The following is a 24538-nucleotide window of genomic DNA, read 5'->3' as shown; positions in this document are numbered from 1 at the left end:
GCGTGCCCGGGGCCAGGAAGTGGGGGACAATCACGTGGTGACCTTGAAAATCGTCATCGACACGGATGCCGCCCCCGCGCCCTACGAGCAGCTCCGCTCCCAGATCTCCGCCCAGGCGCGCTCGGGCGCACTGCCCGTCGGCTACAAACTCCCCACGGTGCGGGGCCTCGCGGAGGAACTCGGCCTCGCGGCCAACACCGTCGCCAAGGCGTACCGCGCCCTCGAGGGAGACGGCGTGATCGAAACCCGCGGCCGGAACGGCACGTTCGTCGCGGCGGCCGGGGACGCGGCGGAGCGCCAGGCGGCGACGGCCGCCCAGGCGTACGCGGAACAGGTCCACCGCCTCGGCCTGTCCCGTGCCGACGCCCTGTCGGCGGTACAGGACGCGCTGCGCGCCACCTACGGGAAGTGACCCGGGCGGCCGGTCCCAACCGGCCGGCGGCCGCGTCGACCTGAGGCACGGGCCGGTGCGTGCCGGCCGGCCCTGGGGACCTGGCCCCCGGCCGCGTCGACCTGAGGCGCGCGGCCCGGTGTTCGTCCACCGGCCGACCGGGCCGGCGGCCGTGCTGGTCGGGAGGCGCGGGCGTGGCCGGGCCCCCCGCGGCCGGGGTCCGGACAGGGCGTGTGGCGAAAGTCCCTCCTGGCCCGCGACGCCTGGCACGCACGCTCGCTGCGTTGCCGGAGTCATCCGAGTAGGTCCGGGACGAGGATGATCCTCCGCCCTGCGATCGCACACACCCGAGGCCCGCCCCGCCCTGCGGGCGGACGGGGCTGCTTTCGTCACACGCCCCTAGAGGTACAGCCCCGCGTCCGCCCCGTCGTGCTGGGACGGCACGGACGCCGGCACCGTCCCGCGCCGCAGGGCGTACAGCTCCGCCAGCGTCGCGCCCTCGCGGCCGACTCCCTCTTCCGAGCCCAGCCAGGACACGGCCTCCTTGCGGGTGAGCGGGCCGACCTCGATCCGCGCGAGACAGCGGCCCGGCCGGACGACCGCGGGGTGCAGCCGCTCCAGGTCCTCGTTGGTGGTGACGCCCACGAGGACGTTCCGGCCCTGGCCGAGCAGCCCGTCCGTCAGGTTCAGCAGCCGGGAGAGCGCCTGGCCGGCGGCGTGCCGCGCCTCGCCGCGGATCAGCTCGTCGCAGTCCTCCAGGAGCAGCAGCCGCCAGCGGCTCTTGGCCGTGCCCTCGTCCTCGCCGATCGCGATGTCCATCAGATAGCCGACGTCGTTGAAGAGCCGCTCCGGATCGAGGACGCAGTCCACCTGGCACCAGTCGCGCCAGGAGCGGGCCAGCGTCCGCAGCGCGGAGGTCTTCCCCGTGCCCGGCGGGCCGTGCAGCAGGAGCAGCCGGCCCGCGATGTCGTCCGGTGTCACCTTCATCAGCCGGTCCATGGCCTGGGCCACCGGGGTCGTGTAGTTGGGCCGGACCTCCTCCCAGGTGCCGGCGCTGATCTGACGGGTCGTGCGGTGCGGACCCCGGCGCGGGGAGACGTACCAGAAGCCCATGGTGACGTTCTCGGGCTGGGGTTCGGGTTCGTCCTGGACGCCGTCCGTCGCCTCCTTGTGGACGTTCTCGGCGAGTTCGGAGCTGACCGCGGTGACCGTGACGTCCGCGCCGCGGTTCCACCGGGAGATCAGCAGGGTCCAGCCGTCCCCCTCCGCGAGCGTCGCGCTCCGGTCGTCGTCGCGCGCGGCCCGCAGCACCCGGGCGCCCGGCGGCAGCAGCGTGGCGCCGGGCTTGACCCGGTCGATCGTCGAACTGTGCGAATACGGCTGCTCGCCCGTCGCGAAGCGGCCGAGGAACAGCGCGTCGACGACATCCGACGGCGAATCGCTGTCGTCGACGTTGAGCCGGATCGGCAGAGCGTGCTCAGGGGTGGCGGTCATGGCGCCATGATCCGGCACGTCGGGCCTCGGTGCACGGCCTTTTGGCGCGTGCCGCCGGTCTCCGAGCCCGCACTGGTGTACGCACCAAAGGTCACTCATGTACGCAGCAACCGGATGGCGCTCCTCGCGCGGCGCACCACCGCGTACCCCTTGGTCAGGGCCCGGTCCCGGGCGAAGTCGCGGGCCACGTGGCGGCCTTCGGTGAGCCGTGCGAACGCGTCGATGCCGGTGGAGCGGCGCACGGTCACCCGCTCCAGCGCGTACGGCCCCTGGCGCCGGCGGGCCAGGGCGTTCCCCACCGCCAGCGACTGTGCGAAGCCGGCCGCGCGCACCGCCTGCCGGACGCGGCGGCTGGAGTAGCCGTACGGATAGGCGAACGACATCGGCGCGGCGCCGAGTTCCCCGGCGATGATCTCCCTGCAGTTCAGCGCCTCGAACCGGAGCCGGGTGTCGTCCAGCTGATCCATCTGCGGATGGGTGTGCGAATGCCCGCCGATCTCCGTGCCCGCCGCGGCCAGTTCCCGCACCTGACCCCAGTCCAGCATGGTGTCGGGCGCGCCGCCCTCCTCGTGCGCACCGCGCAGCCAGCCGGTCGACACGAACAACGTCGATGCGAAGCCCAGCTTGTCGAGCACGGGGAGGGCGTGCCGGTGGACGCCCTCGTAGCCGTCGTCGAAGGTGATCAGCACCGGTCGCGGCGGCAGCGGTTCCCCGAGCCGCCAGGCCCGCCCGAGCCCGGCGGCCGTGACCGGGGTGAAGCCGCGCTCGCCGAGCAGCTCCATCTGTTCGGCGAACGCCCCGGGTGCCACGGAGAGCCCGTGGGTCGCCGGAGCGGGCCGGTGCGCTATCGCGTGGTACATGAGGATCGGTACGGCCTCGTTCATGAGGTGCCTTCCGGACGCGGGGTGTACGCGGCGACCGGCCCGTGCGAGAACGCCACCCCGGACCGCGCACGCGCCACCGCGTACCCGGCCGCGGCCGTGGCGACGCCGACGACGATGGCGCAGGCCCGGCCGGCCCCGCCGGGTCGGCCCAGCAGCGCGTCGCGCAGCCCTCGCGCGACACCCGCCGGGAGCACGCGCGTGGTGTACCGGCGTTCGGTCTCCAGGCCCTTGCCGCTGCCGACGCTGTGCGAAACGAGCGCCTTCGACAGCCCCTCGGCGTAGGTGCGGGTGCGGAAGTAGCGGAAGCGCTCCCGCGGCACGGGGACCTTGTGGTGGATGACGGCACGGTCGTCGATCAGCAGCACCGCGTCCGGGAGGGCCCGGCCGAGCCGTATGCACAGCTCGGTCTCCTCGCAGCCCAGGGGACGTCGGTCGCCGTCCCTCCCGATGCCGGTGGCGAACCCGCCGGCGGCGTCGAAGGCGGTGCGGCGGAAGGAGGCGTTGCCGCCGAGGACGTTGCGGACGGGGACGCGGCCGGGCGGCAGCCCGCGGTAGGTGCAGCCGACGACCCAGTCGAACTCCTCGGGGAACCACGCCGGCCTGCGGCCCGAGGCCCAGACCGGCAGGGTCCTGCCGCCGACGGCCATCACCCGCGGGTCGTCGTACCCCTCGGCGAAGTGCCGCAGCCAGTCGTGCTCGGCCACGGCGTCGTCGTCGAGGAAGGCCACGAACTCCCCGCGGGCCACGGCGATGCCGGTGTTGCGGCCGGCGGAGAGGCCGCGGGGGCCCGCGTTGGCGAGCACCCGCACCACCTCTCCCGGTGACGCCGCCTCCCGGCGGGCCGCGAACTCCTCGGTGAGGCGGTTCAGCAGCCGGGGGTTGTGGTCGACGACGACCAGCGTCTCCAGCGGCGGGAGCGACTGCCGGCGCACCGACTCGACGGCGGCGAGGATGTCCCTCCAGCGGTCCTCGGTGTAGACGCAGATCACCACGGAGAACGTCCGCTGGTTCAAGCGACCTCACCTCGGGGCGAGTTGAGGCCGATGGCGGGCACGCGGCGGGCGGCGCGGCGGACGCCCTTCTCCTTGAGGATCACCTTGAGCACCCGCAGTCCGTCGCGGACGGCTCTGAGGTTGCTCATGCCGTGGATGCGGAGGTACTCGTGGCTGGGGACCTCCTGGACCCGGAGTCCGGCCTTGACGACCCGGATGTTCATCAGGGTCTCGATCTCGAAGCCGGTGCAGTCCAGGGTGATGCTGTCCAGGCAGTGGCGCCAGAAGGCGTTGTAGCCGTAGCAGAGGTCCGTGTAGCGGGCGCCGAACTTGGCGTTGACGATGCCGCACAGGACCCGGTTGCCGAGCTTGCGGATCGGGGTCATGTCGTCGGTGCCGCCGCCGTTGGCGAAGCGGGAGCCCTTGGCGAAGTCGGCACCGCCGACGAGGGCGGAGACATAGCTGACGATCTCCTGGCCGTCGGCCGAGCCGTCCGCGTCGACCATGACGATGATGTCACCGGTGCAGGCGGCGAAACCGCTGATGAGCGCGTCCCCCTTGCCCTTGCCGGCCTGTCTGACGACCGTGACGCCGGGCCACAGCTCCCGGGCGACGTCCACCGTGTCGTCCGTGGAGTTGCCGTCGACGAGCACGACTTCGTGGATCCACTCGGGCAGGGTCCCGAAGACGTGCGGAAGGTTCTTGGCCTCGTTCATCGCCGGGATCACGACGCTGACCGGCGGCGCGATGGCGAGGTGGGAGGAGATCGGGCGGTACTGGGCCGGTATGCGGCCCAGGGTGGCGGTGGCGGTGGCGGTGGCCGTGGCCATGACCGGTGCGGGCGCCCCGGCCGTGGGCGTCGGATCGTGAGGACCCGGGACCGCCGGGCGCAGGAACGAGCTCATGAGTCGGTTTCCCTCTCGTCCGGTGGACCGCCCGCCCCCGGGCGGTCCGGATGAGTGTCCGGTTCGAAAGGGGGGTTGTTCTCACCCCCGCCAGGACGGCATGGATCTCCGTACAGGCTGGGCGAGCTGGCATAGCTGGCCGCGCGGTACGCGACTCGGCACAAGTGCGACCGAGCACGGCACCCCCCTACCGCGCCCCGCCACGGACCGTCGCGACGTCGAACCCCTCCCCAGGAGTCGCCTTTGATGGTCCGTTGCGGGTGGATGTACGACGGTATTGATGATTGGGACTGTATGACAAGACCTGGCCGTAGGGCGCACTTTTCTCCTTCTTTTGCCATCGCGCGCTGAAATGCACAAACCTGCTATGCAATGCGATACCTGAGGGGCGAAAGGCAATCGCAGTGGCGGCTGGGGTGTGCGCATGTCGGACGGAGGGCCGCGGAGGTCCGGCCGGCAGTGCGGCGGGAGGGTGTGAACGGCGCGTGCGGGGCCGGTCCGAGTGCCGCGAGCGCCGCTGTCGGGTCCCTCGGGGCGGCGGTGGCGGAGGTGTGCGTCCGTCAGGGTGCGGGCGGACTGCCGGAGATCACGGAAGCCCGGCGTGTTTGACCCTGTATGGGGTGGATTGACGGAATGCTGGGTTCCGCCCTGCCCGTCGTCTCCGGCGGGTCGTCAAGAACCACTGCGTAACGCCCCGGACGTCCGCCCGCATTGTTTTTGGCATGAACACTTCCGGCGAACTAAGGGACATGCTACGACAGTTGAGCAGAGATCCTGCTAATGGGAGGTTCCATGAAACTGTCCCGAATCGCGGCAATCTCATCCTCACTCCTCCTCGGCGCCGCCCTCGCCCTCACCGGCGCGGGCCAGGCCCAGGCCGCTCAATCCGCGGCCGCGGTCGACTACGTGGCCCTCGGCGACTCGTACTCCTCGGGCGTCGGGGCCGGCGCCTACCTCGGCGACAGCGGCTCGTGCAAGCGCACCAACCGCGCCTACCCCGCCCTCTGGGCGGCCGCCAACTCACCCTCGTCGTTCGCCTTCACCGCATGCTCGGGCGCTCGTACGGGTGATGTCCTGGCGAACCAGCTGGCTCCCCTCAACTCGGGGACCGACCTCGTGTCCCTCACGATCGGCGGCAACGACGCGGGCTTCGCCGACGTGATGACGACCTGTGTGCTGCAGTCCGAGAGCACCTGCGTCGCCCGGGTCCAGGAGGCCAAGCGCTTCGTGGACACGACCCTCCCGGCCCGGCTCGACTCGGTGTACTCGACCATCAGGTCCAAGTCGCCGTCGGCCCGGGTCGTCGTCCTCGGCTATCCCCGCTTCTACAAGCTCAACGGCAGCTGCATCGCCGGACTCACGGAGAACGAGCGCGCCGCGATCAACAGCGGAGCCGACCACCTCAACGCGGCCATCGCCAAACGCGTCGCCGACCACGGCTTCACGTTCGCCGACGTCGTGCCGTCCTTCACCGGGCACGAGATCTGCTCGGGCGCCTCATGGCTGCACAGCGTCAACTGGCTGAACATCGGCGAGTCGTACCACCCGACGGCCTCCGGACAGTCCGGTGGCTATCTGCCCCCGTTCCGCTCGGTGGCCTGACCGGACCCGTCCGGGTACGAGGGCGAGCCCGACGACGACGGCGTGCCCGAAGGCGACTCCTCCTCGCACGTCACCGAGAACGCCACCCACTCCGACCGCGCCGCGACCGGACTCCTGATCTCCACCCGGATCCGGTCGTGGTGCACCGCGCCCTCTGCAGGGGCCGTCTCCACATGATCGATCCCCCGCGACTTCCCCTCGCCCGAGGGGAAGTCGAGCGTCTTCCAGCCCCCGTCCGAACTCCGGGCGCTCCCGGTCACCCAGCGGTACGCCACGGATACCGGGGTGCTTCCCACGGTGACCGTCGCACGGAACGCGGGGGCCGCGGCCTCGGGCGGGGGACACGCCCCGCGGTACTCGGCGCGGGTCGCGTGGACCCGTACGTGCACGCTCTGCGGCGCCCGTTCCGTGGCCGAGGGGCCGCCACCACCGGTCGCCGCGGCCCCGCCGCCGGCCGACGCCGAGGGGCCCGCGCCGGACGGCGTCGCCGGACCGGACGCCGTACCGCTCCCGCCCGTCGGACCGCCGCTCCCGGAACCGCCGTCCGCCCCGCTGCCGTTCGTCCCCCCGGTACCGCCGCCCCCGTTTCCGTTCCCGTCGTTCAGCAGGACGTAGGTGAGACCGCCCAGCGACAGCAGCAGGGCGGCGATCCCCGCGGTCAGCGCGACGGCCGCGCGCCGCGGCCGCCCCGCCGACGGGCCGGGGCCGCCCGGGACCGTGGCCGCGGACACCGTCGTACCCGTGGGCGGGCCGGCGGCACCGGGCCGCGCGGCGGCGGTGGCGGGCGTGGCTGAGGCGACGGGCGCCGCGTACGGACCAGGGCCCGCCGCGGAGCCGGTACGGGGCGTTCCTCCCGCCCCGATGACCCGGAGCCGGCGTTCCGCCTCCTCCGCGGACATCCGTTCCGCCGGGTCCTTCCGCAGCAGACCGGCGATCACCGGCTCCAGCGCACCGGCCCGGCGCGGGGCGGGCAGTTCCTCGTCGACGGCGGCGCGGAGCGTGCCGAGCGGTGTGTCCTGGCGGAACGGCGACCGCCCCTCGACCGCCGCGTACAGCAGGACCCCGAGCGACCACAGGTCCGACCCGGGACCCGGGGTGCGGCCGAGTGCCCGCTCCGGGGCGAGGTACTCGGGCGAGCCGACGAGTTCGCCGGTCATGGTCAGCCCGGACGCGCCCTCGACCGAGGCGATCCCGAAGTCCGTGAGGACGACGCGGCCGTCGTTGGCGAGCAGCACGTTCCCCGGCTTCACGTCCCGGTGCAGCACGCCCGCGCCGTGGGCCGCGCGCAGGGCCGCGAGCACCTCCGCGCCGATGTGCGCGGCACGCGGCGGCGACATCGGGCCCTCCGCGGCGAGCGCGTCGGAGAGCGAGAGACCGCGGACGAGCTCCATCACGATCCACGGCCGCCCGTCCTCGGACGCCACGTCGTACACCGTGACCACGTTGCGGTGCGAGATCCGGGCGGCGGCCCAGCCCTCGCGCTCCAGCCGGGCGTAGAGCCGCTGCACCTCGCCGGTCCCCAACCCGGCGGGCGCGCGGACCTCCTTGACCGCGACCTCCCGCCCGAGCAGTTCGTCCCGGGCGCGCCAGACGACGCCCATGCCACCCTCGCCCAGCCGGGCCAGCAGGCGGTAGCGCCCCGCGACCGGTGTCCCGTCGTCCCGTCCGTCGCCCGGCACTTCGGTCATGACGAGCCCTCCGTCCGCAGCAGAGCGGTCATCACGGTGGAAACCCTTCCAAGCTAGCTCACGTCATGGCTCCTGCGGCCCCCCTGAGCACCAATCCGCATCCCAGCAGGACCACGGTGAGCGCGGTGCCGATCGGTGCCGACCGCTGGACGAACCCGACCAGCCGCCCGGCCGCCCGTCGCCGTGCGAGCCGCGCCGCCACCCGGGCCCCGAGGCGTACGACGGCGAAACCGGCGGCGGTGAGGGTGAGGGCAAGTCCCGCCCCGTACGCGATGACGAGGAGCAGCCCGAACCAGGCGTGGCCCAGCGCCGCGGCACCGACCAGCACGACCACGGCGGAAGGGCTGGGGACGAGGCCGCCCGCGAGCCCGAGCAGGATGCTGCGGCGCAGCGGGCGCTGCCGCTCGGAGTCGTGGTCGTGGCGGTGCGTGTCGCCGGTGGAGGTGGGCCCGTGGCCGGTGTGTCCGTGCGGGTGTCCGGGTCCGTGTCCGTGCTGGTGGTGGGCGTGCTCGTCCGTGGGGCCGTGCCCGTGCTCGTGCTCGTGGTGGTGGTCGGGCTCGTGGTGGTGTCCGTGCCCGTGGTCCCTCGCGCCGTCGCGGCTCCGTTCGTGGCCGTGGTCGTTGCCGTCCCCGTGGCTGTGCCCGTGCCCGTGCCGGTGGGCGGGCTCGTGGCCGTCGCCGGAGGAGTGCGTGTGCGCGTACGTACGGAACCGTCCGCCGCCGAGCCAGTGGACATGCGTGTGCCCCCGCCCCTGCGCCCGGTCCCGCCACGCCCGCCGCGCCAGCAGCGCCCCCGCCACCGCGACCAGGACCCCGCTCGCCATGCCCAGCCAGCCGACGACGGCCGGGGTGACGGCCGATCCCGCCACGATCAGCGCACCCAGCGCGAAGACCCCGAGGGTGTGGGTGACGGTCACGGAGGCGCCGAGCGCCAGGACCTCCCGCAGCGAACTCCGGCCGCCCGCCGCTGCCGCCGCGGCCATCAGGGTCTTCCCGTGGCCCGGCGCGAGCGCGTGCAGGGCCCCGAGACCCAGGGCGACGAGCAGCGCGAGCGCGCCGAACGGCACGGTGAGGTCCCGCCGTTCGACCAGCTCCGTCAGTGCCCCGGTCCAGCGGTCGACCCCGCGCGGCAGTACCGACGGGGGCGCCGCAGCCGCCGCGTCGTCGAGCACCGGTCCGCCGGGTACGGCCGTGAGCCGCGCCTCCGTACCGGCCGGCGGGGAATCCAGCAGCTTCTGCGGGTACACGGAGAGCCTGCGCGACACGGACTCGCGGGGGACGTCCGACGCGGTCAGCGTCGTACGGTCGCCGCGTGCCGTGATCTCCCGCCAGCCCGCGCCTTCACCGGGAGCGGCGGTGAACGCCAGGTCCGCCCTCCCGCCCGGCAGCGGGGCGCGCATCGCGCACTCGACGCGCAGGGTGGGCAGTCCCGCCTGGCCGGGCCGGACCGACGCGCGCGCGGACCCGGCTTCGAGCCGCACCGCGCGGCCGTTCACGAGCAGCCCTGCCTCGCGCGCCGCGACGGCGCAGCGTTGCTCCGCCCACGCCGCCAGCGCGGCGGGGGGCATCTCCCGCGGCCGGATCCGCGCGGTCGGGATCTCCGCGAGGTCCTCGACGTGGTCGACGCGCACCTCGTGCTCGGAGACGACGAGTCCGTCGTAGCGGTTAACGGAGAAGTTCCCCAGCGGGTGGGCCACGGCGGGCGCCCCCGCCCCGACGAGCAGGGCGGCCACGCCGGCCGCCACCACCAGCGCGGCCCGGACCGTGTGCCCCCGGCCGCGCGCCCGTGCGCCGTCCGGTCCGCCGTGTGCCGTCCGTTGGCGCTGTGTGCCGTCCGGTCCGTCGTGTGCTGCTCGTTCAGGCCGTGTGCCCTTCGGCCCGCCGTGTGCCGTCCGTTGGCGCAGTGTGCCGCCGGGCCCTGGGGACCGCGACCCGACTGCCCGGGCCGGCCGGGCCGGCCGGGCCGGCGCAGGAGAGGGGTGCGGGCCGGGGGCCGCCGTCGCCGCCGGCGGGGCGGCGGTGTCCTCGGGGGCCGCGGCGGTCTCGGTCGCGCACCGCACCGTCCGGCCGGGCCCGGGCAGCCCGGGCGCCCGGGTCGGGCCGTGTCCGCCGAGCGGCGCCGTCCGCCCGGAGGGCAGGGCCCGCGGCGTCCGGTCGGTGCGACCGCCGGGCGCAGTGCCGTCCTCGTACCGGCCGTCCCCGTACCGGCCGCGCCCGGACCGTCCCGGCAGCGCCGGGCGGGCGCGTGCCCGGAGCCGCGGGAGGGGCGGGACTCCGCGGGCCCGGCCCAGGCACCCCCGTGCCCCCGCGGTCAGCGCCAGGGCCGCGAGCAGCGCCGCGAGGGTGATCGGATACGGATCGGTCATGATGCCTCCAGACCGTCGAGCGCGCGGCGCGCCTCGCGCGCGCCGAGGGGGGAGAAGGCGGGGTTGAGCGCCAGGGCGCGGGTCAACGAGGCACGCGCGGCCGCCCGTTCGCCCACGGCGCGTTCGATCATTCCCCGGTGGTAGAGGAGGGCCGCATCCCGGTAGCCCGTCGCGGTCGCCGCCCGCGCATGGGGAAGGGCCTCCTCGGAGCGCCCCGCGCGATGCAGCGCCCATGCGAGGGCGTCCTCGGTGTGCACGGTGCGACGGCGCTGCCATTCGGCGCGGGCCGCGCGCAGGGCCGCGGCGCGGTCGCCGTGGTCGGCGGCGGCGAGGGCCGTGTCCAGATCCGGGTTCACCCCGCCCGCCCGGGCGAGCTCCGCCCAGGTGCCGAGCACCTCGTACTGGCGGCGGGCGGGCCCGGGGCGGCCGCCCGCCTCGTACAGCTCGCCGAGCGCCACCAGCCGCCCCGGCAGCGGGGACCGGTCGACGATGTGCTCGAACTCCTTGACGGCGGCGGGGATGTCCCCCTTTCCGGCAAGGGCCCGCGCCCGGCACTCACGGGCCTCCAGGTTGTCCGGCTCCGCCCTCAGGGCCCGGCCGCACTGCCGCAGCGCCTCGTCGTAGCCGCCCTGGGACCAGGCGAGCCTGCCGAGGGCCGTCGCCGTGTAGGCGACGTCGGCCCGTGTGCTCGCCGAATCGAGGGCCAGCTCCAGCACGCGGCGCGCCTCCTTCGTGTCCCCGCGGAGTTCCCGCACGTAGGCGAGCCGCGTGAACACCGGAATGCCCGGTCTGCGGGCGTCCGCCTGCCGCGCCGCCTCCAACGCCGCCGGATAACGGCCGAGTTCGACGAGGGCGTCGATCCGCACGGCCAGACCGCGCTCGCTGTACGGATTGACCGCGAGCGCCCGGTCGGCGTCCCGGAGCGCTGCGGGGAAGTCGTGCCGGGCCGCCGCGAGGGCGGCCCGGCCGGCCAGTGCGTCGGCGTTGCCGTCGGGCCGCAGCCCAAGGGAGCGGGTGAACGCCTCTCCCGCCTGGGGGTACCGCGACGGATCGCCGTCGGCCCGGGCCTCCTCGACGTACGCCGCACCGAGCGCCGCCCAGGCGCCCGCGTCCTGGGGCCGGGCCTTCAGACGGTCCTGGAGGACGCGCACGCTCTGCCCGGGCGCCGCCCCGGGGACCACCGCCCCCACGGCGGCCGGCGCGGGGGGCGCGTCGTCCGGCCCGCCGAGCACCGCACCCGCGGCGGTCAGTACGAACGCCAGTCCCACGACGCCGGCCCCGAGACGCCACACGGACCGGGTGGCCGGCGTCATGACCACCTGCCGCGCCGCCGCATCCGCCACCACGCGAGGCCGAGTCCGACGAGCACGACGCCCGCGCCCGCGGCGCCCGCCGAGACGGCCAGTACCGTGCGCTCGTCCGCGGCGCTCCCCGACGTCAGCTCCGCGCCGCCGTCGAGGCCGCTGCGGGTTCCCCCGGCCTCGGCCAGGGGGCCGTTCGAGCCCGAGGTCGGCAGTGCCACGTACGGGAAGGCCTTCTCGAACTCCACGTCGTTCTTGTCCACGGCGTCGCCGAGATCGTTCTTCTTCCCGACGAGCTCGCCCTCGACGACCTGCAGGGCGATGTCGAGGACGTCGTCGGTCAGCCGGCGCCCGTTCGGGAAGCCCGCGTTGTCGCCGTCCAGCACGCCCAGCCGCTTCGGCGCGCCCGTGGGCGGTACGGCCGTGTTCAGACGCAGCGCCTCGGCCGGCCGTACGTTCGGCGGCTGGTTGAGGTCCTTCACCCCGGTGAGGAAGACGGACACCAGGTCGTCGCGGGGCTCCTCGGGGGCCTCGATCTTGTGGATGCCCTCGATGAGCTTCGGCAGTTCCGGATTGGTGACGGACTTGAGGAAGTCCGCGTCGTTCCAGGGAGACGAGGCGTTGAACTTGTCCTTGTCCTTCAGCGGGATGACGACCTCGTTCACCAGCGGCATGCCCAGCCGGGAGACCTGGGTCCAGTCCCCGCTCGCGCTCCTGCGGTGCGTGGTCGTCCAGATGCCGACCACGGGCTGCCCCTCGGACTGCCGGATGTGCTCGGAGGGGACCTGCAGGGCGATGCTGTTGACGTTGTAGCCCTTCAGGGTGTCGCGACCGACCTCGGACAGGTCCCCTCCGTACAGCAGGTCGAACACCCGGAGGTCGAGGAAGAACGGGTCGTCGGCCTGGCCGGCGAACACGGTGGTGCCGTCCTTCAGTTCGCGCACGGCCTCCTTCCGGAGCTTCGCGTAGTCCGGCATGGACGCTTTGCCCACGTTCGAGGGGGCGACCGGAACATCGTTCGCGATCTTCGTGGTGGAGATCACATGCTGGTCCCGCAGCCGCATCATCTCCAGGTCGTAGGTCTGGGTGATGTTGAGGTCCGGGTCGTCCAGGCTGGTCACCGGGCCGGTGTTGAAGAGGAACGTGTCACCGTTCCTGACCTGGTCGTGGAAGGTCCAGCGGTAGAGCAGGTCGCCCTGGGCGTCGCCGTCGGAGTCGATGTGGACGTCGTAGCGGGCGTCGTCGGCGAAGCGGTAGAAGTTCGGTCCGCCCGCCGGTTCCTCGAACGGCAGCCAGTTCGCCACGATCGTCGTGGTGTCGGGCCGGTCGGGACTGACGAACGCGTACACGTCCGTCGTGTCGTACTGGGGCTGCCCGGAGATCAGCGGGGCCTCGCGGTGGCTGGAGGCGTTGGCGGCGCCCGGCGCGAGCGTGGAGCTCACTCCGGCTGCCGCGAGCCCCCCTGCCGCCAGCGCACCACAGACGAGCGCGGCGAGGTTCCTGCGCCCCCGTGTGCCCCTGATGAGATGAGAGAACATGTCGGTCCCGTCCTGTCGTGGACTCTCGTCGGCTGCGGGAACCGTCGTGAACGAGCCGGTCCCCGCTGCCTGGTGACAGGTGTTCGGGGCTGTGCGGCCGGAGGTTTGGTCGACTTCGCGGGGCCGTCCAACTCGCCCTGGAATCAGGTGGATTCACTGCGTAGTCGTCAACCCCCGTACGTGTGTGCTGAATCGCTCAGGCGGGATACACGAGTGTGAGGCCGGGGCGATAGGGTTAATCTGCCCGGGCCGGGTGCCCTCGTACGGGTGGGGAGTGACATGGAACAGATAACGATGCGCAGCAGGGCGCGGGTCCCTGCGATCACCTGCGGAACAAGCGCGACCAGCTCGCGTCTCGACCGCCATCTCGCGGTGCTCGGCGGACCCGCCGTGCCACAGCGTGAGGCGGCCGAGGCGACGTCCCTCATGCGTGAGCTGACGACGCGTGACATCGCGCACAGTCGTCGCAGCAAGAGCGCGCGCGTCTCGCTCTTCGCGCCGCTCCGGCGGCTGCGCCGGTCGCTGTTCGGCAGCCGAGGGCAGTGACCGGCGGGGTGGCCGGCCGGCGGCCCGGGCACGCGTGACCGTTCACGCGCACCCGTCCCCCTCGCTCCCGCCCGGTCACCGTAGGTCCGACCACCCCGCCGAGTCCCGTCTCGTGCCGCGTGTGCGCGGCCCCCGGCCCTGCCCGGGGGTCCGCGTGCGTACGCCACCGGCTCCGGTCAGCCCCGCACCGGCCCAGGGGCCAGACCGGCCGAGAGGTCGCGTCCCGTCCCGGAGTCGCGAACCGGCCGTGAGCATCCGCGTCAACCGACGCGACCGCCGTCCGAGTGCCCCGCCGGAACGACCCCGTCCCGGCGCAGCTCGGCGATGTCGTCCGCCGTCAGCCCCGCCTCGCGCAGCAGCGCGTCCGTGTGCTCGCCGAGCGCCGGGATCGCGCCCATGCCGGGCTCCGGACCGTCCGGGAAGGTGATCGGCGGCAGCATCGCCCGCAACGGGCCGACGGGCGTCGCGACCTCTCGCCAGCGCTCCCTGGCCGCAAGTTGCGGATGGGCCGCCAGATCCGCCACGGTGTTGAGCCGGGCGCAGGCGATGCCCGCCCCCTCCAGCGCCGTCACGGCGTCCGCCGTGTCCAGCCGGGCCAGCGCCCGGGCGACCACGGCGTCCGTCCTGCCGCGGTTCTCCGTCCGCGCCTTGTTGGTGGCGAAGCCGGGATCCGTGGCCAGCCCGGGCCGGCCCAGCACCTGCTCGGCCAGCCGCCGCCACTCCCGGTCGTTCTGCACCGACAGCAGCACCTGGCCCCCGTCGGCCGTGGGGTACGCGTCGTAGGGTGCGATGACGGCGTGCGCGAGGCCCGTGCGCTCCGGGGCGTCGCCCCCGTGCATCCCGTGGTGCAGGGGGTGCCCCATCCACTCCGCGAGCGACTCCAGCATCGAGATCTCCACCGGACCGCCGCGGCCGGTCGTGCCGCGCCGCAGCAGGGCGGCCAGCACCCCCGAGAACGCGTACATGGCCGCGGCGACGTCCGCGGCCGGGATACCGGCCTTGACGGGCCGCTCCGCGGTGCCCGTCACGGACACCAGCCCGGCCTCGCACTGGACGAGCATGTCGTAGGCCCGCTTGTGCGCGTACGGGCCGTACGCCCCGTACCCGGAGATGTCCACCGCGACCAGCCGCGGGTGCGCGGCACACAGCGCGGCGGCGTCCAGCCCGAGGCGGGCCGCCGCGCCCTGGGCGAGGTTCTGCACGAAGACGTCCGCCGTCGCGATCAGCCGGCGGACCGCCTCCAGGCCCCGGGGGTCCTTGAGGTCCACGGCGAGGGACTCCTTGCCGCGGTTGCACCAGACGAAGTGCGAGGCGAGTCCGCCCGCCGCGGTGTCGTAGCCGCGGGCGAAGTCACCGCCGTCGGGCCGCTCCACCTTGATCACACGAGCGCCGAGGTCGGCGAGCTGACGGGTCGCGAACGGGGCCGACACGGCCTGTTCGACCGCGACGACGGTGATGCCTTCCAGGGGCAGCGGCTGGCTCATGGAAGCCGTTAATACCGTGTACGTACCACCTTTGTCACCCCGGTACGGGGACGTGCCGGCCTGCGGGGAGGTGGGGCACTCCGCCGGGCGGGGCCCGAAACGGGTCGGGCGTGCCGAGCCGCGGGCGGTCGGCGCCATGTGTCGGACACGGGCTCAGAGCAGCACGAACTGCCCGCCCGGCCCCTCCTCGTGGTGGTCGAGCACGGACGCGGGCGCGCGGGCGGCCCTCGGTGCGGGGGGTACGCGCAGATCGTGCCAGCCGGTACCGGCGATCTCCCCGGCCAGTTCCTCGCGCGCGCCCTCCAGCTGCCCGAGCAGCGCGAGCACCGTGATCAGCTCCAGCAGTTCCGAGGTCCACTCCTGCGGCCACGCGGACGGCCGCAGCGCCTCCAGCGTGCCCGCCGCCGGCTCCGCGGTCCGTCGCGCGAACCAGTCCTCGAGCACCCGGACGCCGCCCACCCGGAAGCCCCAGGCCTCGGCCGGCACCGGAGCGATCCGCCCCCCGTCGAGGAGAAGGACCTGCTCCTCCGCGTCGTAGACCATGGACAGGGGCCGCTCCGGGACAGCGGCCCGGACGTACGGCCGCCGCCCGCCGGGCAGCCGTGGCCGCTCACCGTCCCGCGCGCCCCTGAGCTGGATGCCGATGAGCCGCCGGCCCAACTCGACCCCGCGGGCCCACACTCCGGGGTCCGCCGTGAACGGCACTTCGCAGCCCCGGGCCGTGGTCCGTCCCGCGGCCGCCACCCACGCGAGCACGTCCCCGGGCCCGGCAGCGTCCGGGAAGCGCTCGCGCAGCGCGGCCCGCAGCCCCGGCGCCAGATTGGGCTCCCGCCCGCCGGGCCGCCGGTACAGGGGGCGTATGCGGCCCGGCTTCCCGGCCGGTCGGCCCTCCGGGAGGACGCCGGAGACGAGGACGGCGGGCCCGTCCTCGCCCGGGACGCGGCCCTGCTCCACGGCGAAGAGCTGCACGCCGTCGGCGACCCGCCACAGCTCGGGCCGCGCCACGTCGATCAGCCGGTGGTCGGGCAGGAGCCACTGTTCGTCGAACGGCCCGTGCGCGAAGCGCACCGGCTCCGGGCAGGCCCCGTGCTCCTCGGCGAACCGGCCGGTCCCGCCGGCCTGCCCGGGCAGCGCCGCGACCGGGCGGTCCAGACCGCGGGCGCGGGTCTCCCGGAACAGGGCGGCGCGCTCCTCGCCCGCGGCCGCGACCAGGGCGTCCCACCGGGCCCGCAGCGTCCGCACGTCGGGCGCCACCACCCAGCCCCGGCCGAGCCGCAACGGCCCGGCCGACCACGGCATGATGTCGTCCAGCGGCACGGCGGTGCCGCCCGCGCCGCCCCCCGCGCCGCCCCCCGCGCCGCTCATTCCGCCTCGACGGTCACGGAGAACGAGAACCGGTCGCCCCGGTAACGGATCCGCGCCACGTCCACCACCCGCCCCTCCGCGTCGTACGTCACGCCCGTGTAGTGGAGGATCGGCGACAGCAGCGGGACCTGGAGCAGCTCCGCCGTCTCCGGGTCGGCGAGCCGGGCCTCCACCGTGTCCGTGATGCGGCTGATCCGTACCCCGACGGCGTCCCGCAACACCTTGGTCATCGGCCAGCGCTCCAGGTCCGCCACCTCCAGCAGGGCGGCGACATCGGGCCGTACCGCGTTCTCCGCCCAGTTCACGGGCTCCCCGCTGTCGCCGTCGCACCGCAGCCTGCGGTAGGTGACGACCTCCTCCGTGTCCGGGAAGAACTCGGCGAGTTCGCCCGGCACGGGTTCCGGGGCGTGCCCGAGGACGGTCGTCAGCTCACCGGACTGCTGGGCCACGATCGCGTCGATCGAGCCCAGCAGCCGCCGGGGCGCACTGCGCCGGACCCCCGGTTCGATGAAGGTGCCGCGGCGCCGGTGCCGGCTGATGAGGCCTTCCGACTCCAGTTCCTTGAGCGCCTGCCGCATGGTCAGCACGCTCACCCCGTAGTGCTCGGCCAGCTGCTCCTCCGTCGGCAGGCGCAGCGGGTCGTGCGGTCTGCGGCCGAGTATGGAGGCACGCAACGACTGCGACACCTGGTACCAGAGGGGCAGCTTGCGGTTCAGGACGAGCGAGTCGGGGGCGAAGGCGGTCACGGCAACTCCGTATCAGATCCGGCCTCAGGACCGGAAGTGGCGCTCCAGACCCTGCCACACGTCGTCGTACGCCCTCTGCAGGTGGTCCGCGTTCGCCGCCTGGGCGGTGGCGGTGACCGGCCAGCGGGTCTCGAACATGAACGCAAGACCGTCGTCGATCCGCTGCGGCCTGAGCTCGGCGGCGCTCGCCCTGTCGAAGGTCTCCCGGTCGGGCCCGTGCGCGGACATCATGTTGTGCAGCGAGCCGCCGCCCGGGACGAAGCCTCCCTTTCCGGCGGTCTTCGCGTCGTAGGCGCCCTCGATGAGGCCCATGTACTCGCTCATCACGTTGCGGTGGAAGTACGGCGGCCGGAAGGTGTCCTCGCCGACGAGCCAGCGCGGCGCGAACACCACGAAGTCGACGCCCGCGAGGCCCGGGGTGTCGCTGGGGGAGGTGAGCACCGTGAAGATCGACGGGTCGGGGTGGTCGTACGAGATGGTCCCCATGACGTTGAACGTCCGCAGGTCGTAGACGTACGGCACATGGCTGCCGTGCCAGGCGACGACGTCGAGCGGCGAGTGGTCGTAGGTGGCGGTCCACAGGTTGCCGCAGAACTTGTTGACCACCTCCACGGCGCCCTCGACGTCCTCGTACGCCGCGACCGGGACCCGGAAGTCCCTGGGGTTGGCCAGTCCGTTGGCGCCGATCGGGCCCAGCTCGGGCAGGGTGAAGGGCTGTCCGTAGTTCTCGCAGACATAGCCCCGGACGGTGTCGGCGAGCAGTTCCACGCGGAAGCGCACGCCGCGGGGGACCAGCGCGACCTCGCCGGGTTCCACGGACAGCAGGCCCAGCTCCGTGCGCAGCAGCAGCCCGCCCTGCTCGGGCACGATCAGCAGCTCGCCGTCGGCGTCGCTGAACACCCGACGCTCCATGGAGACGTCGGCGTGGTACAGGTGCACGGCCATGCCCGTGCGCTGGGTGGCGTCGCCGTTCCCGCCGAGGGTCCACAGACCGGCCAGCCAGTCCGTGCCGGGCGCGGGCTCCGGCAGCGGGTCCCAGCGGAGCCGGTTCGGGTCCGGCACGGTCTCGGTGAACGGCGCGGTGCGCAGGGCGCCGTTGTCGGTGCGGACGAACGGGGGGTGGGCGGCCGACGGCCGGATGCGGTACAGCCAGGAGCGGCGGTTGTGCGCACGCGGCTCGGTGAACGCGCTGCCGCTCAGCTGCTCGGCGTACAGCCCCAGAGGTGCGCGCTGCGGCGAGTTCCGCCCGAGCGGCAGAGCTCCCGGGACGGCCTCCGAGCTGTGTTCATTGCCGAACCCCGACAGGTACTCCAGCCCTTCGGCCGTCTTCCTCGCCTGCTCGATACCGCTCATCCGCACTCCCGATGCGTCCGGTCCAAGGAATCCTATGGTCGACAGTAGGATTGCCGGGTGGCCCCAGTCAACGGCAGCACTCCGCCGCCGTGGCGAGCCCGCCCGGACGGGGTGGGTGGGAGTCGCCCGGGCGGGCGGCGGCGCCGGTGCCGGGTGGGTGGCGGCGTGGAGCCGCCGGGCGCGGCTCGGGCGCCGGCCGTGCGGGCACGATCGAAGGGCCTCCCCAACGTTCGTACCGGTCGGTATGCTCACCGGTGCCCGTGCGTCATCGCTGCCGCCGCCCCGGGGAGGGCCCCATGCCAGGAACCGACGCCACCCGTACCGCCCTGCGGATCTGCCCGCTGTGCGAAGCCACCTGCGGACTGACCCTGACCGTCGAACGGCACGGCGCGGGCGAGCGGGTCGCCACGGTCCGCGGCGACCGCGCCGACGTCTTCAGCGAGGGGTTCATCTGCCCCAAGGGCGCCTCGTTCGGAGAACTCGACTCCGACCCCGACCGGCTGCGAGCCCCGCTCGTGCGCGACGAGCACGGCGAACTGTGCGAGGTCGGCTGGGACGAGGCGTTCGACGTCATCGCCGCCCGGATCCGCCCGCTGATCGACGCACACGGCCCGAACGCGGTGGGTGTCGTCCTCGGCAACCCCAACGTCCACACCATGGCCGGCGGGCTCTACCCGCCCGTCCTGCTGTCCACGCTGCGCACCCGCAACCTCTTCACGGCCAGCACCCTCGACCAGATGCCCAAGCACGTCTCCAGCGGACTGCTCTTCGGCAACGCGGTCGCGATCCCCGTACCGGACCTGGACCGCACCGACCATCTGCTGCTGCTCGGCGCCAACCCCCTGGACTCCAACGGCAGCCTGTGCACCGCACCCGACTTCCCGGGCAGGCTCAAGGCGCTGCGCCGCCGCGGCGGCCGGCTCACCGTGGTCGACCCGCGCCGCACCCGCACCGCCCGGCTCGCCGACCGGCACGTGGCCATCCGCCCCGGTACGGACGCGCTGCTGCTCGCCGCGCTCGTCCAGGTGCTGTTCGAGGAGGGTCTCACCGACACCGGCTCGCTCGACGGACGGATCGAGGGCGTGGACGCGGTGCGCGAGGCGCTGCGGGACTTCACCCCGGACGCCGTCGCCGCGGCCTGCGACACGGACGCGGCCGTCATCCGGGCCATCGCACGCGAACTCGCCGCCGCGCCCACCGCCGCCGTCTACGGACGCATCGGCAGCTGCACCGTCGAGCACGGCACCCTCGCCAGCTGGCTCGTCGACGTCCTCAACGTCCTCACCGGCAATCTCGACCGGCCCGGCGGCGTCCTCTTCCCGCTCGCCGCGCACGACCGCGCGCCCCGGCCCGCGACCGAACCGGCTCCGCCCGGCAAGGGCTTCGCGCTCGGCCGCTGGGCCAGCAGGGTCGCCGGCCACCCCGAGGCCAAGGGCGAACTGCCCATCGCGGCCCTCGCCGAGGAGATCGAGACACCCGGCGAGGGGCGGATCCGCGCCGTGATCACCATCGCCGCCAACCCGGTGCTGTCCGCGCCGGACGGCGACCGGCTGGACCGGGCGCTCGGCGGGCTGGACCTCATGATCAGCGTCGACCCCTATCTGAACGAGACCTCCCGCCACGCCGACGTCGTGCTCCCCCCGCCGCCCCCGTCGCGCAGTGGGCACTACGACTTCTCGTTCAACGCACTCGCCGTCCGCAACCAGGTCCGCTACACCCCTCCCGCCATCCCGCTCGACGAGGGCGCCCTGGACGAGTGCGAGATCCACGCCCGGCTGATCCTGGCCGTGGGCGGCATGCACGGCGCCGAGCCGTCCGTCGTCGACGACATGGTCATATCGGGCTCCCTCGCCAGGGCCGTCGCCGACCCCCGGTCGCCGGTGCACGGCCAGGACGCCGGGGAGCTCGCCGGCCGGCTGAGCGGCCGCAGCGGCCCGGAACGGCGTCTCGACATGATGCTCCGCCTCGGCCCGTACGACCTGACCCTCGACGATCTGCTCGCGCACCCGCACGGCATCGACCTCGGTCCGCTGCGGCCGCGGCTGCCCCAGGTGCTCAGGACCCGCAGCGGGCGCGTCGAACTGCTGCCCGGCCCCATCGCCGAGGACCTGCCGCGGCTGCGGGCCGCGCTCGGCGCTCGCGACGACCGGCTCGTGCTCGTCGGCCGCCGCCATCTGCGGTCCAACAACAGCTGGATGCACAACGTCCCGGCCCTCAACGGCGGTTCGAACCGCTGCACCCTCCAGGTCCATCCCGACGACGCCGCCCGGCTGGGGCTCGGCGACGGAGCCCTCGCCCGGATCAAGGCGGCCGGGGGAGAGCTGGAGGTCCCGGTCGAGATCACCGACGACGTGCGCACCGGGGTGGTGAGTCTCCCGCACGGATGGGGGCACGACCGTCCCGGCACCCGTCTGTCGGTGGCGGCGGCCCGGCCGGGGGTGAACGTCAACCAGTTGCTCGACGGCTCGCTGCTCGACCCGCTCTCCGGCACCGCCGTGCTCAACGGTTTCGCCGTGGACGTGGCGCCGGCCCGCTGAGGTCCTGAGGGGCCGGTCCGCGGCGTGGCCCTCCCTGTCGCGCGGCCGACCTCGCCCATGACTCCCGCACCCATCCTGAGCTGGGGTTTTGCGCTTATTGCTCACACGCCGACATCTTGTTGACGCGAAACGACGGCACCTAACGTCGTCCGGACCGCCGGCTCCGGTGGGAGTTCAAGGACGAACGTGAGGTGCTGCCCGCCATGCTGACCATCCTCGGCTTCGCCATGATCGCGACCTTCCTGGTCCTGATCATGATGAAGAAGATGTCGCCGATCGCGGCACTCGTCCTCGTCCCCGCGCTGTTCTGCGTCCTCGTCGGCCAGGGGGCGAAGCTCGGCGACTACGTGCTGGACGGCGTGGGCAACCTCGCCCCCACCGCGGCGATGCTGATGTTCGCCATCGTGTACTTCGGCGTGATGATCGACGTCGGCCTGTTCGACCCGATCGTGCGGGGCATCCTGCGCTTCTGCAAGGCCGACCCGTTGCGTGTCGTGGTCGGTACGGCCCTGCTCGCCGCGATCGTCTCGCTCGACGGGGACGGCTCCACCACCTTCATGATCACCGTGTCGGCGATGTACCCGCTCTACAAGCGCCTCGGGATGAGCCTGGTGGTGATGACCGGTGTCGCCGCGACCGCGAACGGCGTGATGAACACCCTGCCGTGGGGCGGCCCGACCGCCCGTGCCGCGACCGCCCTCAAGCTGGATGCCGCCGACATCTTCGTGCCGATGATCCCCGCACTCGGCGTCGGGCTGCTCTTCGTCTTCGCCCTCGCCTACGTCCTCGGCCGCCGCGAGCGCAGGCGCCTCGGCTACCTGACGCCGGCCGAGGCGCCGGCGCCTCGGGCCGGGACCGTCCTCGTGAAGACCGGCGGCGGCAGCGGCGCCGAGGCCGCCGCGGTCCCGGCCGGCACGGGTGCGCCGGGAACGCCGGACTCCGCCGGCCGTACGGCGGGGGGCGGCGCCGGCACGTCCGGGGACGGCGACGGCTTCCGCGGCCTGGACCCCGAGCGGCCCACCCTGCGCCCGAGGCTCTACTGGTTCAACGCCTCGCTCACCGTCGCGCTCCTGGCCGCGATGATCATGGAAGTGCTGCCGATCCCCGTGCTGTTCCTCCTCGGCGCGGCCCTCGCCCTCACCGTCAACTTCCCGCACATGGCGGACCAGAAGGCGCGCATCGCGGCCCACGCGGACAACGTCCTGAACGTCGCCGGCATGGTGTTCGCCGCAGCCGTCTTCACCGGGGTGCTCACCGGCACCGGCATGGTCCAGCACATGGCGGACTGGCTCGTCGCCGCCATCCCCGACGGGATGGGCCCGCACATGGCACTCGTCACCGGACTGCTGAGCCTGCCGCTGACCTACTTCATGTCGAACGACGGCTTCTACTTCGGTGTCCTCCCCGTGCTCGCCGAGGCCGGCGCCGCCCACGGGGTCTCCCCGCTGGAGATCGCCCGCGCCTCCCTGGCCGGTCAGGCGCTGCACATGTCCAGCCCGCTCGTCCCGGCCGTGTACGTCCTCGTCGGCATGGCCAAGGTCGAGTTCGGCGACCACACCCGCTTCACGGTCAAGTGGGCCGCGCTCACCTCGCTCGTCGTACTCGGCGCCGGAATCCTCTTCGGCATCGTCTGATGCGCCGCGGCTGGCTCCTGCGTCTCGTCATCGCCTTCAGCTTCGCGCAGGGGGCGGTGTCGATGGCGCGCCCCGCCGTCTCCTACCGGGCACTCGCCCTCGGCGCCGACGAGCGCGCGATCGGCGTCGTCGCCGGCGCGTACGCGCTGCTGCCGCTGATCGCCGCCGTACCGCTCGGCCGAAGGACCGACCAGGGCCGATGCGCCCCGCTGCTGCCCGCGGGCGTCGTCCTGATGTCCGGGGGCTGCGCGCTGAGCGGGGTCGCCGGCTCCCTGCCCGCGATGGCCGTCTGGAGCGGGGTCATGGGCCTCGGTCACCTCTGCTTCGTCATCGGGGCGCAGTCGATCGTGGCCCGCCGCTCGGCACCCGACGAACAGGACCGCAACTTCGGCCACTTCACCGTCGGCGCCTCACTCGGCCAGCTCGCGGGACCGCTCGCCGCCGGCGCCGTGATCGGCGCCGGCACGGCCCGTACGAGCGGACTCGCCCTGCTCGGCTCGGCAGGCGTGGCCGCCGTCGCCCTCGCATCGCTGTGGCGCATCGAGGGCCCCGTGCCGACCGGCCGACGCGACGCCCGCGCCTCGGTACCCGTCCACCGCATCCTGCGCACCCGCGGCGTGCCCGGCGGCATCGTCATCAGCCTGGCCGTGCTGTCGGCGACCGACGTCCTCACCGCGTACCTCCCCGTCGTCGGCGAGCACCGGGGTATCGCGCCGTCGGTCGTGGGGCTGCTGCTGAGCCTGCGGGCGGCCGCCACCATCGCCTGCCGGCTGGTGATGACCCCGATGATCCGGCTCATGGGCCGTACGGCACTGCTCACCGTGACCTGTCTGCTGGCGGGTGCGCTGTGCGCGGGCGTGGCCCTGCCCGTACCCGTGTGGGCGCTCGCCCTCGTGCTGGTGGGACTCGGCTTCTGTCTCGGCGCCGGTCAGCCGCTCTCGATGACGACCGTGGTCCGGGCTGCTCCCGCCGAGGCCCGTTCGACCGCGCTGGCACTCCGGCTCACCGGCAACCGCCTCGGGCAGGTCGCCGCCCCGGCCTCGGCCGGTGTCGTCGCGGGTGTCGCCGGTACGGCCGCGCCGTTCGTGATGCTCGGCCTGCTCCTCGTCGTGGCGGCCGGCCTGGGACTGCGGTCCGGGCGGCATCGCGCTGAACACCCGGAGCGCCCGCCGCGTACTAGTGGACACCCGGGAATTCGAGCGTCTGTGCCTCAACGACAGGAGCGGCAATGACTGATGGTGACGGGCCGATCATGAAGGGGCTCCCGGACGGCGGGGCCGAACTCTCCGTGGTGCTCAGGCTGCGGTGGGACGACGTGGCCGCACTCGGCCGCGAGGCGAGCCGGCTCGCGGAGCAGCGCGGGGCCCCGGTGAGTCTCGACGAGGCGGCCAGTCACCGGCTGCGTACGTGGTCGTCGGTGGCCAAGTCCCCGGAGGAGAAGGGCCAGTCGGTGCCCCCGGCCATCAACGGGGGCCAGCAGGTCGACCGCGGCCGGGCCCAGGTCGCGTCCATCTCCCCGCCGGCCGTCCGCCAGCCCCAGCCGTCCCCGACGGCGCTCGGTCAGACCCCGGCCTGAGCGCCCCCGCGGGGGCCGGGATCCCCACCCTCGCCCCCGCGGGCCGGACGCCGGACGCCCGGACACCCCAGGAACTCCGGCGCGTCCGGCGTCCGTGAGACAGCACGTGCGCCGACGGGCGCGAGTCGGCGACGGCG

The 24538-nt window shown here is 74.0% G+C and carries 19 protein-coding genes; 7 read left to right on the top strand and 12 right to left on the bottom strand.

The window, feature by feature from the left end:
- The first annotated feature begins 37 nt into the window (after positions 1–37).
- On the top strand, positions 38–412 hold the full coding sequence (locus QRN89_RS06785) for a GntR family transcriptional regulator (protein WP_290348442.1): 375 nt from the start codon (positions 38–40) through the stop codon (positions 410–412).
- A gap of 378 nt (positions 413–790) precedes the next feature.
- Here QRN89_RS06785 and QRN89_RS06780 read toward each other — a convergent pair whose 3' ends face one another.
- From QRN89_RS06780 to QRN89_RS06765, 4 genes are all read right to left on the bottom strand, one after another.
- Positions 791–1885, bottom strand: coding sequence for a DUF5925 domain-containing protein (locus tag QRN89_RS06780; protein ID WP_290348441.1), 1095 nt, complete (start codon positions 1883–1885; stop codon positions 791–793).
- 95 nt (positions 1886–1980) lie between these two features.
- Positions 1981–2769 carry a polysaccharide deacetylase family protein gene (locus QRN89_RS06775; RefSeq protein ID WP_290348440.1) on the bottom strand — a complete coding sequence of 263 codons (789 nt, stop codon included), beginning with the start codon at positions 2767–2769 and terminating at the stop codon, positions 1981–1983.
- Positions 2766–3782, bottom strand: coding sequence for a glycosyltransferase family 2 protein (locus QRN89_RS06770; RefSeq protein WP_290348439.1), 1017 nt, complete (start codon positions 3780–3782; stop codon positions 2766–2768). Before QRN89_RS06770 ends, QRN89_RS06775 begins: the two co-directional genes overlap by 4 nt.
- Entirely contained in the window at positions 3779–4666 is an 888-nt protein-coding gene (locus QRN89_RS06765; RefSeq protein ID WP_290348438.1) for a glycosyltransferase family 2 protein, read from the bottom strand. Before QRN89_RS06765 ends, QRN89_RS06770 begins: the two co-directional genes overlap by 4 nt.
- Before the next feature lie 792 nt (positions 4667–5458).
- On the opposite strand from QRN89_RS06765, the gene QRN89_RS06760 reads away from it, so the two are divergent.
- On the top strand, positions 5459–6268 hold the full coding sequence (locus tag QRN89_RS06760) for an SGNH/GDSL hydrolase family protein (protein ID WP_290348437.1): 810 nt from the start codon (positions 5459–5461) through the stop codon (positions 6266–6268).
- On the opposite strand, the gene QRN89_RS06755 is transcribed toward QRN89_RS06760, so the two are convergent.
- From QRN89_RS06755 to QRN89_RS06740, 4 genes are all read right to left on the bottom strand, one after another.
- Positions 6238–7956 (bottom strand): serine/threonine-protein kinase, encoded by a 1719-nt coding sequence (locus QRN89_RS06755; protein WP_290348436.1) that lies wholly within the window; start codon positions 7954–7956, stop codon positions 6238–6240. The two genes, QRN89_RS06760 and QRN89_RS06755, sit on opposite strands and share 31 nt — an antisense overlap.
- 58 nt (positions 7957–8014) lie before the next feature.
- Entirely contained in the window at positions 8015–9688 is a 1674-nt protein-coding gene (locus tag QRN89_RS06750) for an urease accessory protein UreH domain-containing protein (protein ID WP_290348435.1), read from the bottom strand.
- Between the two features lie 629 nt (positions 9689–10317).
- The gene (locus tag QRN89_RS06745; RefSeq protein WP_290348434.1) at positions 10318–11634 is read right to left on the bottom strand and encodes a tetratricopeptide repeat protein; all 1317 of its coding nucleotides are present in this window, start codon (positions 11632–11634) and stop codon (positions 10318–10320) included.
- Positions 11631–13160: a DUF4331 domain-containing protein gene (locus QRN89_RS06740; protein ID WP_290348433.1), complete on the bottom strand. Its 1530-nt coding sequence runs from the start codon at positions 13158–13160 to the stop codon at positions 11631–11633. Before QRN89_RS06740 ends, QRN89_RS06745 begins: the two co-directional genes overlap by 4 nt.
- Before the next feature lie 279 nt (positions 13161–13439).
- On the opposite strand from QRN89_RS06740, the gene QRN89_RS06735 reads away from it, so the two are divergent.
- Positions 13440–13706 (top strand): hypothetical protein, encoded by a 267-nt coding sequence (locus tag QRN89_RS06735; protein ID WP_290348432.1) that lies wholly within the window; start codon positions 13440–13442, stop codon positions 13704–13706.
- Between the two features lie 260 nt (positions 13707–13966).
- On the opposite strand, the gene QRN89_RS06730 is transcribed toward QRN89_RS06735, so the two are convergent.
- The 4 genes from QRN89_RS06730 to hmgA all read right to left on the bottom strand — a co-directional run bounded on the left by QRN89_RS06730 (position 13967) and on the right by hmgA (position 18654).
- Positions 13967–15190 (bottom strand): CaiB/BaiF CoA transferase family protein, encoded by a 1224-nt coding sequence (locus QRN89_RS06730; protein ID WP_290348431.1) that lies wholly within the window; start codon positions 15188–15190, stop codon positions 13967–13969.
- Positions 15191–15343: 153 nt separating this feature from the next.
- Entirely contained in the window at positions 15344–16555 is a 1212-nt protein-coding gene (locus QRN89_RS06725) for a type ISP restriction/modification enzyme (RefSeq protein ID WP_290348430.1), read from the bottom strand.
- The gene (locus tag QRN89_RS06720; protein WP_290348429.1) at positions 16552–17301 is read right to left on the bottom strand and encodes a GntR family transcriptional regulator; all 750 of its coding nucleotides are present in this window, start codon (positions 17299–17301) and stop codon (positions 16552–16554) included. The genes QRN89_RS06725 and QRN89_RS06720 overlap by 4 nt, the downstream gene beginning before the upstream one ends.
- Before the next feature lie 24 nt (positions 17302–17325).
- Positions 17326–18654 (bottom strand): homogentisate 1,2-dioxygenase, encoded by a 1329-nt coding sequence (gene hmgA, locus QRN89_RS06715; protein WP_290348428.1) that lies wholly within the window; start codon positions 18652–18654, stop codon positions 17326–17328.
- Between the two features lie 296 nt (positions 18655–18950).
- Between hmgA and QRN89_RS06710 the strand changes: the two genes are divergently transcribed.
- From QRN89_RS06710 to QRN89_RS06695, 4 genes are all read left to right on the top strand, one after another.
- The gene (locus QRN89_RS06710; protein WP_290348427.1) at positions 18951–21191 is read left to right on the top strand and encodes a molybdopterin oxidoreductase family protein; all 2241 of its coding nucleotides are present in this window, start codon (positions 18951–18953) and stop codon (positions 21189–21191) included.
- Positions 21192–21394: 203 nt separating this feature from the next.
- On the top strand, positions 21395–22825 hold the full coding sequence (locus QRN89_RS06705) for a CitMHS family transporter (protein ID WP_290348426.1): 1431 nt from the start codon (positions 21395–21397) through the stop codon (positions 22823–22825).
- Positions 22825–24057, top strand: coding sequence for an MFS transporter (locus QRN89_RS06700; RefSeq protein ID WP_290348425.1), 1233 nt, complete (start codon positions 22825–22827; stop codon positions 24055–24057). Before QRN89_RS06705 ends, QRN89_RS06700 begins: the two co-directional genes overlap by 1 nt.
- On the top strand, positions 24054–24401 hold the full coding sequence (locus QRN89_RS06695) for a hypothetical protein (protein ID WP_290348424.1): 348 nt from the start codon (positions 24054–24056) through the stop codon (positions 24399–24401). The genes QRN89_RS06700 and QRN89_RS06695 overlap by 4 nt, the downstream gene beginning before the upstream one ends.
- Positions 24402–24538: the final 137 nt, after the last annotated feature.

It is taken from the genome of Streptomyces sp. HUAS CB01, assembly GCF_030406905.1.
GTDB classification, from domain to species: Bacteria; Actinomycetota; Actinomycetes; order Streptomycetales; family Streptomycetaceae; genus Streptomyces; species Streptomyces chengbuensis.
The sequence above is the reverse complement of the archived record's forward strand: the minus strand, read 5'-3'. Positions and strand labels throughout refer to the sequence as shown.

Excerpts from the sequence above, each read along its gene's own strand:
- QRN89_RS06780 (WP_290348441.1), bottom strand. The coding sequence starts at position 1,885 with ATGACCGCCACCCCTGAGCACGCTCTGCCGATCCGGCTCAACGTCGAC.
- QRN89_RS06775 (WP_290348440.1), bottom strand. The coding sequence starts at position 2,769 with ATGAACGAGGCCGTACCGATCCTCATGTACCACGCGATAGCGCACCGG.
- QRN89_RS06765 (WP_290348438.1), bottom strand. The coding sequence starts at position 4,666 with ATGAGCTCGTTCCTGCGCCCGGCGGTCCCGGGTCCTCACGATCCGACG.
- QRN89_RS06760 (WP_290348437.1), top strand. The coding sequence starts at position 5,459 with ATGAAACTGTCCCGAATCGCGGCAATCTCATCCTCACTCCTCCTCGGC.
- QRN89_RS06755 (WP_290348436.1), bottom strand. The coding sequence starts at position 7,956 with ATGACCGAAGTGCCGGGCGACGGACGGGACGACGGGACACCGGTCGCG.
- QRN89_RS06745 (WP_290348434.1), bottom strand. The coding sequence starts at position 11,634 with ATGACGCCGGCCACCCGGTCCGTGTGGCGTCTCGGGGCCGGCGTCGTG.
- QRN89_RS06740 (WP_290348433.1), bottom strand. The coding sequence starts at position 13,160 with ATGTTCTCTCATCTCATCAGGGGCACACGGGGGCGCAGGAACCTCGCC.
- QRN89_RS06735 (WP_290348432.1), top strand. The coding sequence starts at position 13,440 with ATGGAACAGATAACGATGCGCAGCAGGGCGCGGGTCCCTGCGATCACC.
- QRN89_RS06730 (WP_290348431.1), bottom strand. The coding sequence starts at position 15,190 with ATGAGCCAGCCGCTGCCCCTGGAAGGCATCACCGTCGTCGCGGTCGAA.
- QRN89_RS06725 (WP_290348430.1), bottom strand. The coding sequence starts at position 16,555 with ATGAGCGGCGCGGGGGGCGGCGCGGGGGGCGGCGCGGGCGGCACCGCC.
- hmgA (WP_290348428.1), bottom strand. The coding sequence starts at position 18,654 with ATGAGCGGTATCGAGCAGGCGAGGAAGACGGCCGAAGGGCTGGAGTAC.
- QRN89_RS06710 (WP_290348427.1), top strand. The coding sequence starts at position 18,951 with ATGCCAGGAACCGACGCCACCCGTACCGCCCTGCGGATCTGCCCGCTG.
- QRN89_RS06705 (WP_290348426.1), top strand. The coding sequence starts at position 21,395 with ATGCTGACCATCCTCGGCTTCGCCATGATCGCGACCTTCCTGGTCCTG.
- QRN89_RS06700 (WP_290348425.1), top strand. The coding sequence starts at position 22,825 with ATGCGCCGCGGCTGGCTCCTGCGTCTCGTCATCGCCTTCAGCTTCGCG.
- QRN89_RS06695 (WP_290348424.1), top strand. The coding sequence starts at position 24,054 with ATGACTGATGGTGACGGGCCGATCATGAAGGGGCTCCCGGACGGCGGG.